The sequence below is a fragment of the Streptomyces sp. NPDC088194 genome (assembly GCF_040702025.1).
In the GTDB taxonomy this organism is placed as follows: domain Bacteria; phylum Actinomycetota; class Actinomycetes; order Streptomycetales; family Streptomycetaceae; genus Actinacidiphila.
Genome location: NZ_JBFBIV010000013.1, coordinates 1 through 14,504, shown reverse-complemented (window position 1 = coordinate 14,504; position 14,504 = coordinate 1). Strand labels below are relative to the sequence as shown.

Annotated in this window: 8 protein-coding genes; 4 read left to right on the top strand and 4 right to left on the bottom strand. The window is 74.7% G+C overall.

Annotated elements, in window-relative coordinates:
• Nucleotides 1–30: 30 nt before the first annotated feature.
• Nucleotides 31–2,895 (bottom strand): AAA family ATPase, encoded by a 2,865-nt coding sequence (locus AB0399_RS09400; RefSeq protein WP_366410844.1) that lies wholly within the window; start codon nucleotides 2,893–2,895, stop codon nucleotides 31–33.
• Between the two features lie 545 nt (nucleotides 2,896–3,440).
• Here AB0399_RS09400 and AB0399_RS09395 point away from each other — a divergent pair.
• A complete protein-coding gene (locus AB0399_RS09395) occupies nucleotides 3,441–7,019 on the top strand; it encodes a choice-of-anchor D domain-containing protein (protein WP_366410843.1) in 3,579 nt (1,192 codons plus the stop codon).
• 173 nt (nucleotides 7,020–7,192) lie between these two features.
• Here the strand turns inward: AB0399_RS09395 and AB0399_RS09390 are convergent, their stop codons facing one another.
• Both AB0399_RS09390 and AB0399_RS09385 read right to left on the bottom strand, forming a co-directional pair.
• Nucleotides 7,193–8,689: a deoxyribodipyrimidine photo-lyase gene (locus tag AB0399_RS09390; RefSeq protein WP_366410842.1), complete on the bottom strand. Its 1,497-nt coding sequence runs from the start codon at nucleotides 8,687–8,689 to the stop codon at nucleotides 7,193–7,195.
• On the bottom strand, nucleotides 8,686–10,239 hold the full coding sequence (locus AB0399_RS09385; RefSeq protein ID WP_366410841.1) for an SDR family oxidoreductase: 1,554 nt from the start codon (nucleotides 10,237–10,239) through the stop codon (nucleotides 8,686–8,688). The genes AB0399_RS09390 and AB0399_RS09385 overlap by 4 nt, the downstream gene beginning before the upstream one ends.
• Before the next feature lie 365 nt (nucleotides 10,240–10,604).
• Between AB0399_RS09385 and AB0399_RS09380 the strand changes: the two genes are divergently transcribed.
• Together AB0399_RS09380 and AB0399_RS09375 are read left to right on the top strand one after the other, a co-directional pair.
• On the top strand, nucleotides 10,605–12,089 hold the full coding sequence (locus tag AB0399_RS09380) for a chloride channel protein (RefSeq protein ID WP_366410840.1): 1,485 nt from the start codon (nucleotides 10,605–10,607) through the stop codon (nucleotides 12,087–12,089).
• Nucleotides 12,090–12,182: 93 nt separating this feature from the next.
• Nucleotides 12,183–13,145 (top strand): SDR family NAD(P)-dependent oxidoreductase, encoded by a 963-nt coding sequence (locus tag AB0399_RS09375; RefSeq protein ID WP_366410839.1) that lies wholly within the window; start codon nucleotides 12,183–12,185, stop codon nucleotides 13,143–13,145.
• A 122-nt stretch (nucleotides 13,146–13,267) separates the two neighbouring features.
• Here the strand turns inward: AB0399_RS09375 and AB0399_RS09370 are convergent, their stop codons facing one another.
• Nucleotides 13,268–13,726 (bottom strand): nucleoside deaminase, encoded by a 459-nt coding sequence (locus AB0399_RS09370; RefSeq protein WP_366410838.1) that lies wholly within the window; start codon nucleotides 13,724–13,726, stop codon nucleotides 13,268–13,270.
• Between the two features lie 112 nt (nucleotides 13,727–13,838).
• On the opposite strand from AB0399_RS09370, the gene AB0399_RS09365 reads away from it, so the two are divergent.
• The coding region (locus tag AB0399_RS09365) for a hypothetical protein (protein WP_366410837.1) at nucleotides 13,839–14,504 on the top strand (666 nt) is incomplete at its 3' end.

The following is a 14,504-nucleotide window of genomic DNA, read 5'->3' as shown; positions in this document are numbered from 1 at the left end:
TGCGGGTGGCGGTGCCGGGTGGCGCGGCCCCTACGCCGGCCGGAGCCCCGCGGACGCCATCACATGGGCCAGTTCCGTCCTGGACCGCACACCGAACTTCCGGTACAGCCGCGACAGCGTCCCCTCGACCGTCTTGACGCTGATGAACAGCTCCGCGGCCACCTCCCGGTTGGTGGCCCCGCCGCGGACGAGATCGGCGACCCGCGTCTCCGCCGGCGTCAGGTGCGCCGCGCTCGCCGTGCCGCGCACCACCGCGTCCACCCGGGCGAGTTCGTCCCGGGCCCGCGCGGCGAGCGGCGCCGCGCCGGTCCGCTCGGCCAGCTCCAGCGCCTCGGTGAGCGCGGCTCGCGCCGCCGTACGGTGCCGGGCCCGGCGCTCCACCGCACCGAGCGCGGTGAGCGTACGGACCAGCTCCACCGGCAGCTCCAGCGGGCGCAGCCGCTGCGCCGACGAGCGCAGGAGCACCGCGCCCTCCTTCGCCCGACCGGCCGCCGCCTCCCGCAGCCCCTCGGTGCGCTCCAGCGCCGCCAGCACGCTGCCGGGCACGGGACCGGTGACCCGGGCGCGGGCCAGGCCGAGCACCGTGGCGGCCGCGTCCGTCTCGCCCGCGGTGACCAGTGCCTCGGCGAGGTCGGCGTGCCAGCACAGCAGCGGCGGGTCGGCGGCGCCCATCGCGGCACCGATCTCCAGCGCGCGGCGCAGCGACTCGACGGACTGGGCCGCGCGCCGCCGGTCGCCCGCGAAGAGCGCGGCCTGCCCCAGCGCCGCGAGCGCGCGCAGCAGGAAGAGCTGGTCGCCGTCGGCCTCCGAGGCAGCCACCGCCTCCACCGCGAGCCGGCACGCCTCGTCCGTGTCGCCGCCGAACGTCCGCGCCAGGGCCGCCGCGTAGAGCGCGGGCGCGGAGGTGAGACCGGCGTCGGCGACCACGCGGGCGCAGTGCGCCGCGGTCCGCAGCGCCTCCCGGCACTCGCCGGCCCGCACCTGGACCCGGGTGAGCGCCACCAGCGACGCCACGTCCTGCTCGACGTCGGCCGCCGCGCCGGTGGCGCCCAGCAGCGCGAGCACCTGGGCCCGCGCGGACCCGACCCGGTCGGAGTCGAGGGTGAGGATCGCCCGCATCCGCTGGATGCCCCAACTGCGCGGCCCGTGGTCGGCCCGGGCCAGCGCCTGGTCCAACGCGGCCTCGGCGGCGGCCGGTTCACCGGCCAGCGAGCGCACCCGGGCGAGCGTGGACAGCGCGTCCACCTCCGTGCCGGTGTCCCCGACGGCCGCCGCGCGACGGGCGGCGCGCAGCGCGTGCTCGGCCGCCTGCGCCAACTCCCCGCACAGCAGGCCGCGCAGCGCCGCCCAGTCGTACAACTTCGCTTCCAGCGCCTGGTCCCCGGCCGCCTCCCGCAGCCCGTCCGTGATCAGCGCGGCCTTGTCGCGCAGCGCCTGCCCGGCGTTGCGCAGCAGCACCAGCCGGGCCGCGACCCGGCCGGGCGCGGAGGTGGAGCAGTCCAGCACGCTCTGCGCGATCCGCTCGGACTCCTCGCGGTGGCCGGCGTCGCAGGCGAACCCGGCGGCGGCCAGCAGGCGTTGGTCGTGCAGCTCGGTGCGGTCGGCGGGGGTCCGGCCGGCGGCGAGCGCGGCCAGCTCGGCCGCGGTGGCGGCCTCACCGCGCTCCCGGGCCAGGTGCGCGGCGGCCATCACCGTACCCGCGGTCGCCTCGTCCTCCTGCGGGTGCGCCAGCGCCAGGTGCCGTGCCGCGTCGACGGGTTCGCCGACCGCGGCGGCCAGCAGCGCGTGCGCGCGGCGGCGGGCCGGTCCCGAGGCGTCCGCGCTCAGCGCGACGGGCAGCAGCGGATGGCTGAAACGCACCGCGCCCGACGCGTCGCAGGCCGCCACCCCGAGCCGCTCCGCGGCATCCAGCGCGGCCGCGGTGGGCTCGGTGCCGGCCGCCGACCGCAGCAGGGTGAGGGTCGGCCGGGTGGCGGCCGCGGCCAGCAGCAGCACCTCCTGGACCGGCCCGGGCAGCGCGCGGACCCGGTCCAGCACGAGCGCGCGCAGCTCCGGCGGCACCGGCTGGTGGCCGTCGGGGAGCGAGGGCGTGCCGGCCCGCAGCGCGTCCCGGCCCAACGCCAGCGCGTACAGCGGGTTTCCGGCCGCCGCGTGCAGCACCGCGCGCAGCGCGGACGGCGGCAGGGTCACGCCGGAGGCGAGCAGCAGCAGCGCGATGTCGTCGTCCCCCAGTGCGGGCACGGTGACTTCGGCGCTGCCGGCCGGGCAGCAGCGGGCGCGGGCGGGCCGGCCGTCCTCGGCCACCCGCTCGGTCGCGGCCATCCGCACGTCGGTGCTCTCCAGCCGGCGCGCGACGAACGCCAGTACCTCCGCGCTCGGTTCGTCCAGCCACTGCAAGCCGTCCACCACCAGCACGACCGGTGCCCGCGCGGCCAGCAGCCGCAGCGCCTCCAGCACGGCCAGCCGCACCGCGAGCCCGCCGTACGGCCCGACCGGTCCGTGCCCGCGCAGCAGCGCGGTGCGCAGCGCGGTACGCGGCCCGGACGGCAGCGCCCGCACCACGTCCTCGGGCACCCGGGCGAAGAGGTCGATGACTCCCAGGTAGGGCAGCGGGGTGTCCGCGGCGGTGGGGGAGCAGCACAGCACCGTGGCGCCCTCGTCGGTGGCGCGTGCGGCGAGCGCGTCGAGCACCACGGACTTGCCGATCCCGGCCGGGCCGTGCAGCAGCAACCCGCCGCTGCGCGCGAGGTGTTCCCACCCCGCCTCCAGCAGCGCCTCGCGTCCGGTCGGGGCGGTGCGCGGGCGCCGCACGGCGCCGCCGCCCGTGCGCGCGGGCGCGGGCAGGGGTGCGTACGGCCGGTAGGCCGGTGCTGCGCCGGCGGCTTCGTGTGCCACGGTGCGGGCTGACCTCCTCGTCCGGGACCGCGCGGAACGGGCCACTCGGGCACGGTCTCGATTGATGTCCATGACAATCACTGCAAAGCCGCCTGTCAATGGCGCGAGGCGCTCCGGCCAGGCCGTTTTCACGTGATTGTGACCTCGCGCAAGCGGAGGAAACGGCCCCGGCACGTCCGATGCCGTCGCGGTGTGCGGGGCGGGGTGCGTCGTGGTGTCCGCCGGCCGCCCGCCGCCGCCCCGCGCCGCTGCCGCGCTGTCGGTGCGAACCCCGCCGACTCCCGTGCCACGGCGGCCGGTTACTCAAGTGATCACACTCAATCTTGCAAGTAAAAGTCGAGATTCAACGAAAACGGATCTGGATATTGCAGCGATGTGTCGGAGGGGTTACGGTCCCCCTGCGTCGCCACCCGAACCCCGGTGGTGCACCGGCGTTTCCCCCCTTTCCCCACCCCTCCTCCCAGCTCGTGCACTCCTCGGCCCGCACCCGGTCGCGCTCGGCGCCGCGGTGCCGGTCCGGCTGTTCGTGTCGAAAGGAGCAAGACGTGTTCAGACACCTGCGAAGTCTCAGACGTGCGGTCGCGGTCGGAGGCACCACCGCGGTGCTCGCCGCGGGCGGCGTGCTCGGCCTCGCGTTCCAGCCCGCGATCGCGGCCACGGCGGCGGTCGCCACCGGCGGCAGCGGCGCGAACCTTCCCTACGTCGAGGTGCAAGCGGAGAACTCCGCCACCAACGGCACCGTGATCGGCCCGAGTTACGCGGCCGGCAACCTCGCCGACGAGGCGTCCTACCGCAAGGCGGTGACGCTGCAGGGCTCGGGCAAGTACGTCACGTTCACCACGCCGGTCGCCACGAACTCGATCGACTTCCGGTACAGCATCCCGGACACCGCGGGCGGCTCGGTGTACACGGCGCCGCTGTCGCTGTACGTCGACGGCACCAAGCAGCCGGACTTCACGCTGACGAACGCGTACTCCTGGTACTACGGCAGCTACCCGTTCACCAACTCGCCGGGCAGCAACCCGCATCACTTCTACGACGAGGCGCACCGGCTCTTCGACACGACGTATCCGGCCGGCACCACCTTCAAGTTCCAGGTCGACGCGGGCGACAGCGCGTCCTCCTACACCCTCGACTTCGCCGACTTCGAACAGGTCGGCGCCGCGCTCCCGCAGCCGGCCGGCTCGGTCTCGGTGACCAGCGAGGGCGCCGACTCCAGCGGCGCGGCCGACTCCACCGCCGCGTTCAACGCCGCGATCAGCGCGGCCGGGTCGGGCGGCACCGTGTGGATTCCGCCGGGCACGTACAACATCCCCGGCCACATCAGCGTCAACAACGTCACCGTCGCGGGCGCCGGCATGTGGTACTCGACCGTCACCGGCACCGCCCCCGGCTTCTACGGGACCTACGGCACCGGCGGCCCGGCGAGCACCAACGTCCACCTGCAGAACTTCGCGATCTTCGGCAACGTCCAGGAGCGCGACGACAACGCGCAGGTGAACGGGATCGGCGGCGCGATGAGCAACTCGTCCGTCTCCAACCTGTGGATCGACCACATGAAGGTCGGGGCCTGGATGGACGGCCCGATGGACAAGCTGACCTTCAGCGGGATGCGCATCCGCGACACCACCGCCGACGGCATCAACTTCCACGGCGGGGTGACCAATTCGACGGTCACCAACAGCGACATCCGCAACACCGGTGACGACGGCATCGCCACCTGGGCGGACTCCTCGCTCGGCGCCGACGCCAACGACACCATCTCCGACAACACCGTCTCGGTGCAGACCCTCGCCAACGGCATCGCGATCTACGGCGGCCACGACAACACCGTGACCGGCAACCTGGTCCAGGACACCGGCCTCGCGCAGGGCGGCGGCATCCAGGTCGGCCAGCGCTTCACCTCCACGCCGGTCGGCACCACCACCATCAGCAACAACACCATGATCCGCGACGGCAGCCTCGACCCGAACTGGCAGTTCGGCGTGGGCGCGCTGTGGTTCGACGGCAGCCAGGGCGCCATCACCGGCCCGATCAACGTCTCCAACGCCCTGATCGAGCAGAGCCCGTACGAGGCCGTGCAGTGGGTGGAGGGCACGGTCAGCGGGGTCAACCTCAGCAACGTCACCATCGCCGGCACCGGCACCTTCGCGCTGCAGGAACAGACCGGCGGCGCCGCGAAGTTCACCAACGTCACCGCCACCGGCGTGGGCGCCCCCTCGCCGGTCTACAGCTGCGAGGGCGGCAACTTCGCGGTCACCGACGGCGGCGGCAACTCCGGGATCGACGGCACCCCGGTCTGCGGGCCGTGGCCGACCCCGGTCTTCCCGCCGTACCCGCCGTCCGGCGTCACCGCCAGCCCCAGCGCGCTGTCCTTCGGTTCGGTCGCCACCGGCACCACCAGCGCCGCGCAGAGCGTGACCGTCTCCAACCCGACCAACGCGGCCGCGTCGGTCTCCTCGATCGCCGCCTCCGGTGACTTCGCGCAGACCAACACCTGCGGCAGCTCCATCGCGGCGAACGGGTCGTGCACGGTCAGCGTCAAGTTCAGCCCGACGGCGACCGGTGCGCGCACCGGTGCACTGACCGTCAACGCCGGCGGTGTCACCAACACCGTCACCCTGTCCGGCACCGGCACCGCACCCGGCCCGATTCTCAACACCAACCCGGGCGGCCTGTCCTTCGCCGGCACCGTGGTCGGCGCCACCACCGCCGCGCAGGCGGTCACCGTCACCAACTCCGGCACCACCTCCGCGACCGTCTCCGGCGTCGCGGTGACCGGTGACTTCGCCCAGACCAACAACTGCTCCACCGTCGCGGTCGGCGCCTCCTGCACCGTCAACGTCACCTTCAAGCCGACCACCGGCGGCGCCCGCAGCGGCACCCTCACCGTCACCAGCAACGCCAACAACAGCCCGACCACGGTCGGCCTGACCGGCAGCGGCATCGACAGCAGCACCGACATCGCGGCCGGCAAGCCCGCCACCGCGAGCAGCAGCAACAGCCTCTACCCGGCGACGAACATCACCGACCCGGACGCGTCGACGTACTGGGAGAGCTCCGGCGCGTTCCCGCAGTGGGCGCAGGTCGACCTCGGCGCGAGCTACAGCGTCGGCAAGGTCGTGCTCAAGCTCCCGCCGGCCACGGCGTGGTCCACCCGCACCCAGACCCTGTCGGTGCAGGGCTCCACGGACGGCTCCAGCTTCTCCACGCTGGCGGCCTCCGCCGACCGCACCTTCGACCCGTCCACCGGCAACACCGTCACCATCACCTTCAACGCCGCCGACGCGCGGTACGTCCGGGTGAACATCACCGCCAACTCCGGCTGGACGCAGGCCCAGTTGTCGGACCTGGAGGTCTTCCCCAGCGGGAGCGGCGGCAGCACCCCGCCGTCCTCGGCGACCCTCGCCGCCAGCCCGTCGTCGCTGAGCTTCGGCAGCGTGGCACCGGGCATCAGCAGCGACCCGAAGACCGTCACCCTCACCAACAGCGGTTCCGCGGCCGCCTCGGTCTCCTCGATCGCCGCCTCCGGTGACTTCGCGCAGACCAACACCTGCGGCAGCTCGATCGCGGCAGGCGGCACCTGCACGGTGAGCGTCACCTTCAAGCCCACCGCGACCGGCGCCCGCACCGGCACCCTCACCGTCACCGGCAACGCGTCGAACAGCCCGACCACGGTCCCGCTGACCGGCACCGGCACCGGCACGGTGAGCGCCAACCTGGCCCTGCACGCGGCCACCAGCGAGTCCAGCCACACCGACGTCTACCCCTCGTCCAACGTGACGGACGGCAACCAGGACAGCTACTGGGAGAGCGCCAACAGCGCCTTCCCGCAGTGGGTCCAGGTGGACCTCGGCTCCGCGCAGAGCGCCAGCCGGGTCGTGCTCCAGCTCCCCGCGAGCTGGGGTGCCCGCAACGAGACGCTGGCGCTGTCCGCGAGCACCGACGGCTCCACCTTCACCACCCTGAAGGCGTCGGCGAGTTACAGCTTCAGCCCGACCTCGTCCAACACCGTCACCCTGTCGTTCCCCGCGACCAGCCAGCGCTACTTCCGGCTGAACGTCACGGCGAACACCGGCTGGCCGGCCGGGCAGCTCTCGGAGTTCCAGGTCTGGAACATCTGACCCGCGGCTCCACTGCTCTGAACGTTCCACGGCTCTGAACGCACCACGGCGTCACCGCACCACCGCACCACGGCTCCACCGCTCTGAACGCTTCACCGCTCCACGGTGCCGCCGGACGCATCCCGTCCGGCGGCACCGCCATGCCCGGCCACGGTCCACTTCCGGCCGCTTCGCTACCCGAGCCCCCGCGCCTGCCTGAACCGGGCCAGCCCCTCGGCCAGTTCGACGATCGGCTCGGGATAGTCGCCGCACCCCGCGCGCTCCCGCGCCGGCAGCTTCCACGGCTCGTGCACCGCCGCACCCGCCACACCGGCCAGCTCCGGCACCCAGCGGCGCACGTAACTGCCGTCCGGGTCGTACCGCTTCGCCTGGAGCAGCGGGTTGAGCACCCGGTTGGGGCGGGAGTCGGTGCCGGTGCCGGCCACCCACTGCCAGTTGAGCTGGTTGTTGGCGATGTCGCCGTCGACCAGCAGCTCCAGGAAGTGCCGGGCGCCCACCCGCCAGTCCAGGTAGAGGGTCTTGGTCAGGAAGCTCGCGGTCAGCAGCCGGCCCCGGTTGTGCATCCAGCCCTCCGTACGCAGCTGCCGCATCGCCGCGTCGACCACCGGGTAGCCGGTCCGGCCCTGCCGCCACGCCTCCGCGTCGGCCTCCGCCGAAGCCCCGGTACGCCAACGGTCGTGCCGGGTGCGGTAGTCGGCCGCCGACACCGCCGGACGGGCGGCCAGCAACTGGTGGTTGAAGTCGCGCCAGCACACCTGCCGGGCGAACGCCTCCGCGCCCGGCCCGCCCTTCGCCAGCGCCCGCCGCACCGCCTCGACCGGCGAGAGCGTGCCGAAGTGCAGGTGCGGGGAGAGCCGCGACGTCGCGTCCCCCGGCATGTCGTCATGGCGCGCGTCGTACTCCCCGACACCGCGCCGCAGCCACGCGGCGAGCAGCCGGCGGGCCACGTCCTCACCGCCCGCGGCCAGTTCGGGTGACACCGCGCCGACCGCCGCGCGCGGCTCGATCGCGGCCGAGCGCACCGACTCCGGCACCCGCACGGCTCTCGGTGCGGGCAGCGGATCGCGCAGCCCCTCCTGCCGCCAGCGCCGGAAGTACGGGGTGAACACCGCGAAGTGGCCGGAGTTCTGCGGGGTGATCCGGCCCGGCGGCACCGCCGTGACCACCGCGTCGTGGACGTGCAGCCGCCGCCCGTCCGCGGTGAGGGCGCGCCGCAGCCGCTCCTCACGGCGCTGCGCGAACCCGCTGCACCCGGCGGCCACATGCACCTCGGCCGCGTCCGCCTCCCGCGCGACCGCGCACACCTCCGCGACCGTCTCCCCGGCCCGCAGCACCAGCCGCCCGCCGCGCTCGCGCAGCCCGGCGTCCAGCGCGCCCAGGCAGTCGGCGAGGAACGCCCGCCGGTTGGGCGCGGCGAACCCGGCGCCGTCCACTGCGGGATCGCGGACGAACAGCGGCACCACCTCGTCGGCGCCGGCCAGCGCGGCCCGCAGCGGCGGATGGTCGTGCACCCGCAGGTCGGAGGTGAACAGCACGACCGCACGCCGCGTCGTCGCCGAACGCGCCCCGGCCGTAGCGGAGTCGGCGGACTTGGCGGGCTTCGCGGACTTGGCGGACTTCGCGGACTTGGCGGACTTCGCGGACTTGGCGGACTTCGCGGACCCGCTCATCGCGTGCGGCCGCCTTTCGTGAGCCGGCCCGACGCGCTCGCGGCGGAGGCGCGGCCCTCCGAGGCGTCCACACGGCTCGCCGCCCGCGCGATGTTGCGCGCCATCCCGCCGAACACGGCAGCGTGGAAAGGGGAGATGGACCACCAGTAGGCGTGCCCGAGCAGACCGCGGGGCTGGAAGACGGCGCGCTGGTGGTAGCGGGTGCGGCCGGAGCCGTCGGTGCCCGCGCGCATCTCCAGCCACGCCGGGCCGGGCAGCCGCATCTCGGCGCGCAACCGCAGCAGCCGGCCCCGTTCGATCTCCTCCACCCGCCAGAAGTCCAACGAGTCGCCGATCCGCAGCCGTTCCGCGTCGCGCCGGCCGCGCCGCAGCCCGACCCCGCCCACCAGCCGGTCCAGCCAGCCGCGCACCGCCCACGCCAACGGGAAGGAGTACCAGCCGTGTTCGCCGCCGATGCCCTCGATCACCCGCCACAGATCGGCCGGTGAGGCGTCGACCACCGCCTCCCGCTCGTCGGTGTAGAGGCTGCCGCCGGTCCAGTCGGGGTCGGTCGGCAGCGGGTCGCTCGGCGCGCCGGGCACCGACGCCGACGACCAGCGGGTGGTGACCTGCGCGTCCCGCACCCGTTGCAGCGCCAGCCGCAGCGCGGTGTCCACGTCGAGCGGACCGCCGGGCGGGTCGGGCACGTGGTCGGCGATGTCGTGCTCGTGGCAGACCACTTCGTGCCGCAGCGACTCGGCGAGCGGGCGCGCCACGCTCGCCGGGACCGGCGTGACCAGCCCGACCCAGTGGCTGGACAGCCGGGGCGTGAGCACCGGCACCGGCACGATCACCCGCCGCGGCAGCCCGGCCACCGTCGCGTACCGCCGCATCATGTCCCGGTACGTGACCACGCCGGTGCCGCCGATGTCGAACGCCCGGTTCACGTCGGACGGCATGGCGGCGCTGCCCACCAGGTAGCGCAGCACGTCGCGGACGGCGATCGGCTGAAGCCGGGTGCGTACCCAACTCGGCGTCACCATCGCCGGCAGCCGCTCGGTGAGGTAGCGCAGCATCTCGAACGACGCGGAGCCCGAGCCGATGATCACCGCGGCCCGCAGCACCGTGGTCGGCACGCCCGACGCCAGCAGGATCTCGCCGACCTCGGTGCGCGAGCGCAGGTGCGGGGAGAGCCGGCCGGTCGGCACGTCCCGCGGGGTGAGCCCGCCGAGGTAGACGATCCGCCGCACGCCCGCGGCCCTGGCCTGCTCGGCGAAGATCCGCGCCGCCTTGCGGTCGGTGTGCTCGAACTCGGCGCCGGTGCCGAGCGCGTGCACCAGGTAGTACGCCACCTCGACGTCCCGCAGCGCCGCGCCCACCGCCTCGCGGTCCAGCACGTCGCCGGCCGCGACCTCGACCCGGCCCACCCACGGGTGGTCGCGCAGTTTCTCCGGGGTGCGGGCCAGGCACCGCACCTCGTGTCCGGCGTCGAGGAGTTGCGGGACGAGCCGGCCGCCGATGTACCCGGTCGCCCCGGTCACCAGGCACCGGGGTCCGGGCTGAGCTGTCACGTGCCTCACCGTAGCGGACGGGACGTGCTTGAGCCGTCACCGTGCGTGTGCGTGGCGGGGTGGTCGGGGAGCGGGCGGGCGCGTGGATGACCGCGGGGCGGGTCCGGTGCCGGTCCGGGGCCAGGCAGGTCGCGAACAGCGGCCGTGAACCGCGGGGCGCGCCGCGGTCCGTGCGGCATTCGGCCCGCTCCCGCCGCTCCGCCGGGTGACCTGACCGGTGTCGGCGGCCGGGCGGGCGGCGCCTGGTGCTTGGGTCGGCGGGTCGGGGTACGCGAACGCGGTCGGCGGTGAGGCGGTGGGTCATGGCGGGCGGGGCAGCCGGGGCGGCAGGGGCGGCGGGCACACCTGGCGGAACGGGCGGCGGAATGGGCGGTGGCACGGGTGGCGGGCCGGGCACGGGCGGCGCGCCCGGGGCCGGTTCGGGCGGGAACGGCGTGGCGGCCGAGGCGGACGCGCTGCTGCGCAGCCGCGCCTACCTCGCCCTGCTGGGATTCGCGGTCCTGCTCGGCGTCCCGATCTCCGCGGCGGCGTTCGGCTTCCTCGCGCTGACCGCGAAGCTCGAACCGCTGATCTACCACGACCTGCCCCGCTCGCTCGGCTTCGACGGGACCCCGCCGTGGTGGCCGGTGCCGATGCTCGCGGTCGGCGGGGTGCTGACCGCGCTGTGCGTACGTTTCCTGCCCGGTGCAGGCGGCCACGAGCCGACCGACGGGTTCTCCGCGACCGGCACGTTCGGGCTGAGCGCGCTGCCCGGCGTCTTCCTCGCCGCTCTCGCCACCCTCTCCTTCGGCGCGGTGCTCGGCCCGGAGGCGCCGCTGCTCGCGCTGGGCGGCGGGCTGGCCGCCGGGTCGATCCGGCTGCTGCGGCCCGGCCTGCCCGAGCGGACGTACGCGGTGGTCGGCGCCACCGGCAGCTTCGCCGCGGTCAGTTCACTGCTCGGCTCGCCGCTGCTGGGTGCGTTCCTGCTGATGGAGGCGGCCGGGCTGGGCGGTCCGATGCTCGGCCCGGTGCTGGTGCCCGGCCTGCTCGCGTCCGGGATCGGCGCGCTCATCTTCGTCGGCATGGGCTCGTGGACGGGCCTCGGGACGTACTCCCTGAAGCTGCCGCACGTGCCGAAGGCGGCCGACCCCACCGCGGCCGAGTTCGGCTGGGCGCTGCTGATCGGGCTGGCCGCGGCACTGATCGCGGCCGGACTCCGGTGGCTCGCGCGGCGGCTGCGCCGGCACGTCGAGGGCCACCGGCTGCCGCTCACCGTGCTGCTCGGCCTGGTCGTCGCGGGCCTGGCCATCGCCTACGCGGAGGGCTCGGGCAAGCCCGCCACCGATGTGCTCTACTCCGGGCAGACCGCGATGGGTCCGCTGCTCAGCGACGCCGCCACGTTCTCGATCGGCACGCTCGCGCTGCTGGTCGTGTGCAAGGTCCTGGCGTACTCCGCGTCGTTGAGCGCCTTCCGCGGCGGCCCGATCTTCCCGGCCCTGTTCGTCGGCGCGGCCGGCGGCGTGCTCATGTCGCACCTGCCCGGCCTGCCGCTGGTCGCCGCCTTCGCCACCGGGATGGGGGCGATGAGCGTGGCCATGCTGCGGCTGCCGCTCACGTCGGTGCTGCTGGCCACCCTCCTGATCGGCAAGGACGGCCTGACCGTGATGCCGCTGGTGATCGTGGCGGTCGTGGTGTCGTACGTGGCCACGGCCGTGCTGTCCCGGCCCCCTGCCGGAGCCGCGCCTGATCCCGGAGCCGCACCTGGTCCGGGCGCTGAGCCTGGTCCGGGCGCCGCGCCTGGTCCGGGCGGCGCGCCTGGTCCGGGCGGCGCGCCCGGACACGGAACCGCGCCCGCTTCCGGCAGCGGCTGAACGCGGCGGAAGAGGTGAAACCCGCCGCCGTTCGGCTCGAATGCCGCGCAGCCATTTGCCTTGGAGAGCACTCCAGCTCCTAGCCTCGAAGCCATGACCACACCACAGCAGCCCATCGCATCCGGATTCGGCGCCGAGAGCACCGCGGCCGAGGTCCTGCGCGGAATCGACCTGACGGGGAAGCTCGCGGTCGTCACCGGCGGCTACTCCGGGCTCGGCCTGGAGACCACCCGCGCGCTGACCGCGGCCGGCGCGCACGTCGTCGTGCCGGCCCGCCGCCCCGACACCGCGCGGGAGGCGCTGGCCGGCATCGACGGCGTCGAGCTGGAGGAACTGGATCTGGCCGACCTCGGCAGCGTCGAGAAGTTCGCCGAGCGGTTCCTCGCCACCGGCCGCGACATCCACCTCGTCATCAACAGCGCCGCCGTCATGGCCTGCCCGGAGACCCGGGTCGGCCCGGGCTGGGAGGCGCAGTTCGCCACCAACCACCTCGGCCACTACGCCCTGGTCAACCGGCTGTGGCCGGCGATCGAGCGGGGCCGCGGCCGGGTCGTCGCGGTCTCCTCCGCCGGTCACCACTACTCCGCGATCCGCTGGGACGACCTCGGGTTCGAGCAGGGCGACTACGACAAGTGGGAGGCGTACGGCCAGGCCAAGACCGCCAACGTGCTGTTCGCCGTCCAGCTCGACGCCCTCGCCCGCGACCGCGGCGTGCGGGCCTTCGCGCTGCACCCCGGCGGTATCCTCACCCCGCTCCAACGCCACCTTCCCCAGCAGGAGATGGTGGACCGCGGCTGGATCGACGAGGACGGCAACCCGCTGAACCCGGAGGGTTTCAAGACACCCGAACAGGGCGCCGCCACCCAGGTCTTCGCCGCCACCTCACCCCAACTCGACGGCAAGGGCGGGGTCTACCTGGAGGACTGCGACATCGCGGACGTCGCGGTGCCCGACGGTCCCCGCACCGGCGTCAAGGAGTATGCCGTCGACCCCGAGCAGGCGGCCCGGCTGTGGACCCTGTCGGCCGAACTCACCGGCGTGAACGCCTTCGCCTGACAGGCGCGTTGCACCTGACGGATGGTCAACTACCGCCGCTGGTAGCCAGGTCGGGCCGCCGGACCGCCCCGCGACGTATCCGGGCGGTCCGGCGCCCGTGCCGCCGAGGACCTCCCGCCGGGCTATTCCCCGATGTCCTCGGCCCACAACTCCGGCCGTGTCGCGATGAAGTCCCGCATCAGCGTGACGCACGCGTCGTCGTCCAGCACCGTCACCCGCACGCCGTGCTCGGCGAGCCAGTCGTGGCCGCCGTGGAAGGTGCGCGCCTCGCCGATCAGCACCTGGCCGATGCCGAACTGCCGCACCAGGCCGGAGCAGTACCAGCACGGCGACAAGGTGGTGACCATGGTGGTGAGCCGGTATCCGCGCAGCCGCCCCGCCGCGCGGAACGCCGAGGTCTCGGCGTGCGCCGACGGATCGCCGTCCTGCACCCGGCGGTTGCGGCCGCGGCCGAGCAGGTCGCCGTCCGGGCCGAACAGGGCCGCGCCGATCGGGACCCCGCCCTCGGTCAGCCCCGCCCGCGCCTCCTGGAGGGCCACCGCGAGCATGGCCGCCGGGTCCGTTGCCGCCGTCCGTGTCATGGGCCCACTGTCCCGGCCCGGCCCGCCGCCCGCAACGCGACACGACCGGTGACCGCGGTACGGTCCGGGCTGGTTGAATGCTCCCGTGCCAGCCACCCGTACCAGTGTCGACGTGCTGACCGTGCTGTGCGGCCCCGACCGCCGTCACGGCAGCGAGGTCGCGGTCGTACGCGACGGGCGGCCGTATCCCGACCGCCGCTCGCGCCAGGAACTGGCCGCGCGGCTGGGCTGCCCGCACACCGTGTTCGTGGACGACCCGGAGCGCGGCGCCGTCGAGGTGCACCGGCCCGGCCGGCCCGCCGCGCCGGGCGCGGGGCCGGGCTCCGTACCGGGCCGCGAGTTGGCCCCGCACGCGCTGATCGGCGCGGCCTGGCTGCTCGACCTGGAGATCCTGGAGATCCCCTCGCTCGGCGACGTGTTCGCCCGGCACGACGGGGAGTTCGGCTGGGTCACCGCGCTGGCCGGCTGGGCGGCGCCGTGCGCCCTGCGGCAGTACGCCGCTCCGGCGCTGGTCGAGGCGCTGCCGGCCGGCGACGCCGAGGAGCGCCACTACGCCTGGGCGTGGTCCGACGAGGCGGCCGGACGGGTCGTCGGCGCCGAACACCACGGCACCGCGTCCCCCCGCCCGGGTCCCACCGGCGCCGGCGCCCTCCTGCTCGCCCACCACCTGCAACGGGCCCTGAACGTCAGCGAGGCGCCGGGCGCCCAGATCCTCCGCTCGACGTGGCCGCGTCCGAGTTCTACAAGGACGGCAAGTACCAGTTCGAGGGCGGCGAGA

Excerpts from the sequence above, each read along its gene's own strand:
- AB0399_RS09375 (WP_366410839.1), top strand. The coding sequence starts at position 12,183 with ATGACCACACCACAGCAGCCCATCGCATCCGGATTCGGCGCCGAGAGC.
- AB0399_RS09370 (WP_366410838.1), bottom strand. The coding sequence starts at position 13,726 with ATGACACGGACGGCGGCAACGGACCCGGCGGCCATGCTCGCGGTGGCC.
- AB0399_RS09380 (WP_366410840.1), top strand. The coding sequence starts at position 10,605 with ATGGGCGGTGGCACGGGTGGCGGGCCGGGCACGGGCGGCGCGCCCGGG.
- AB0399_RS09390 (WP_366410842.1), bottom strand. The coding sequence starts at position 8,689 with ATGAGCGGGTCCGCGAAGTCCGCCAAGTCCGCGAAGTCCGCCAAGTCC.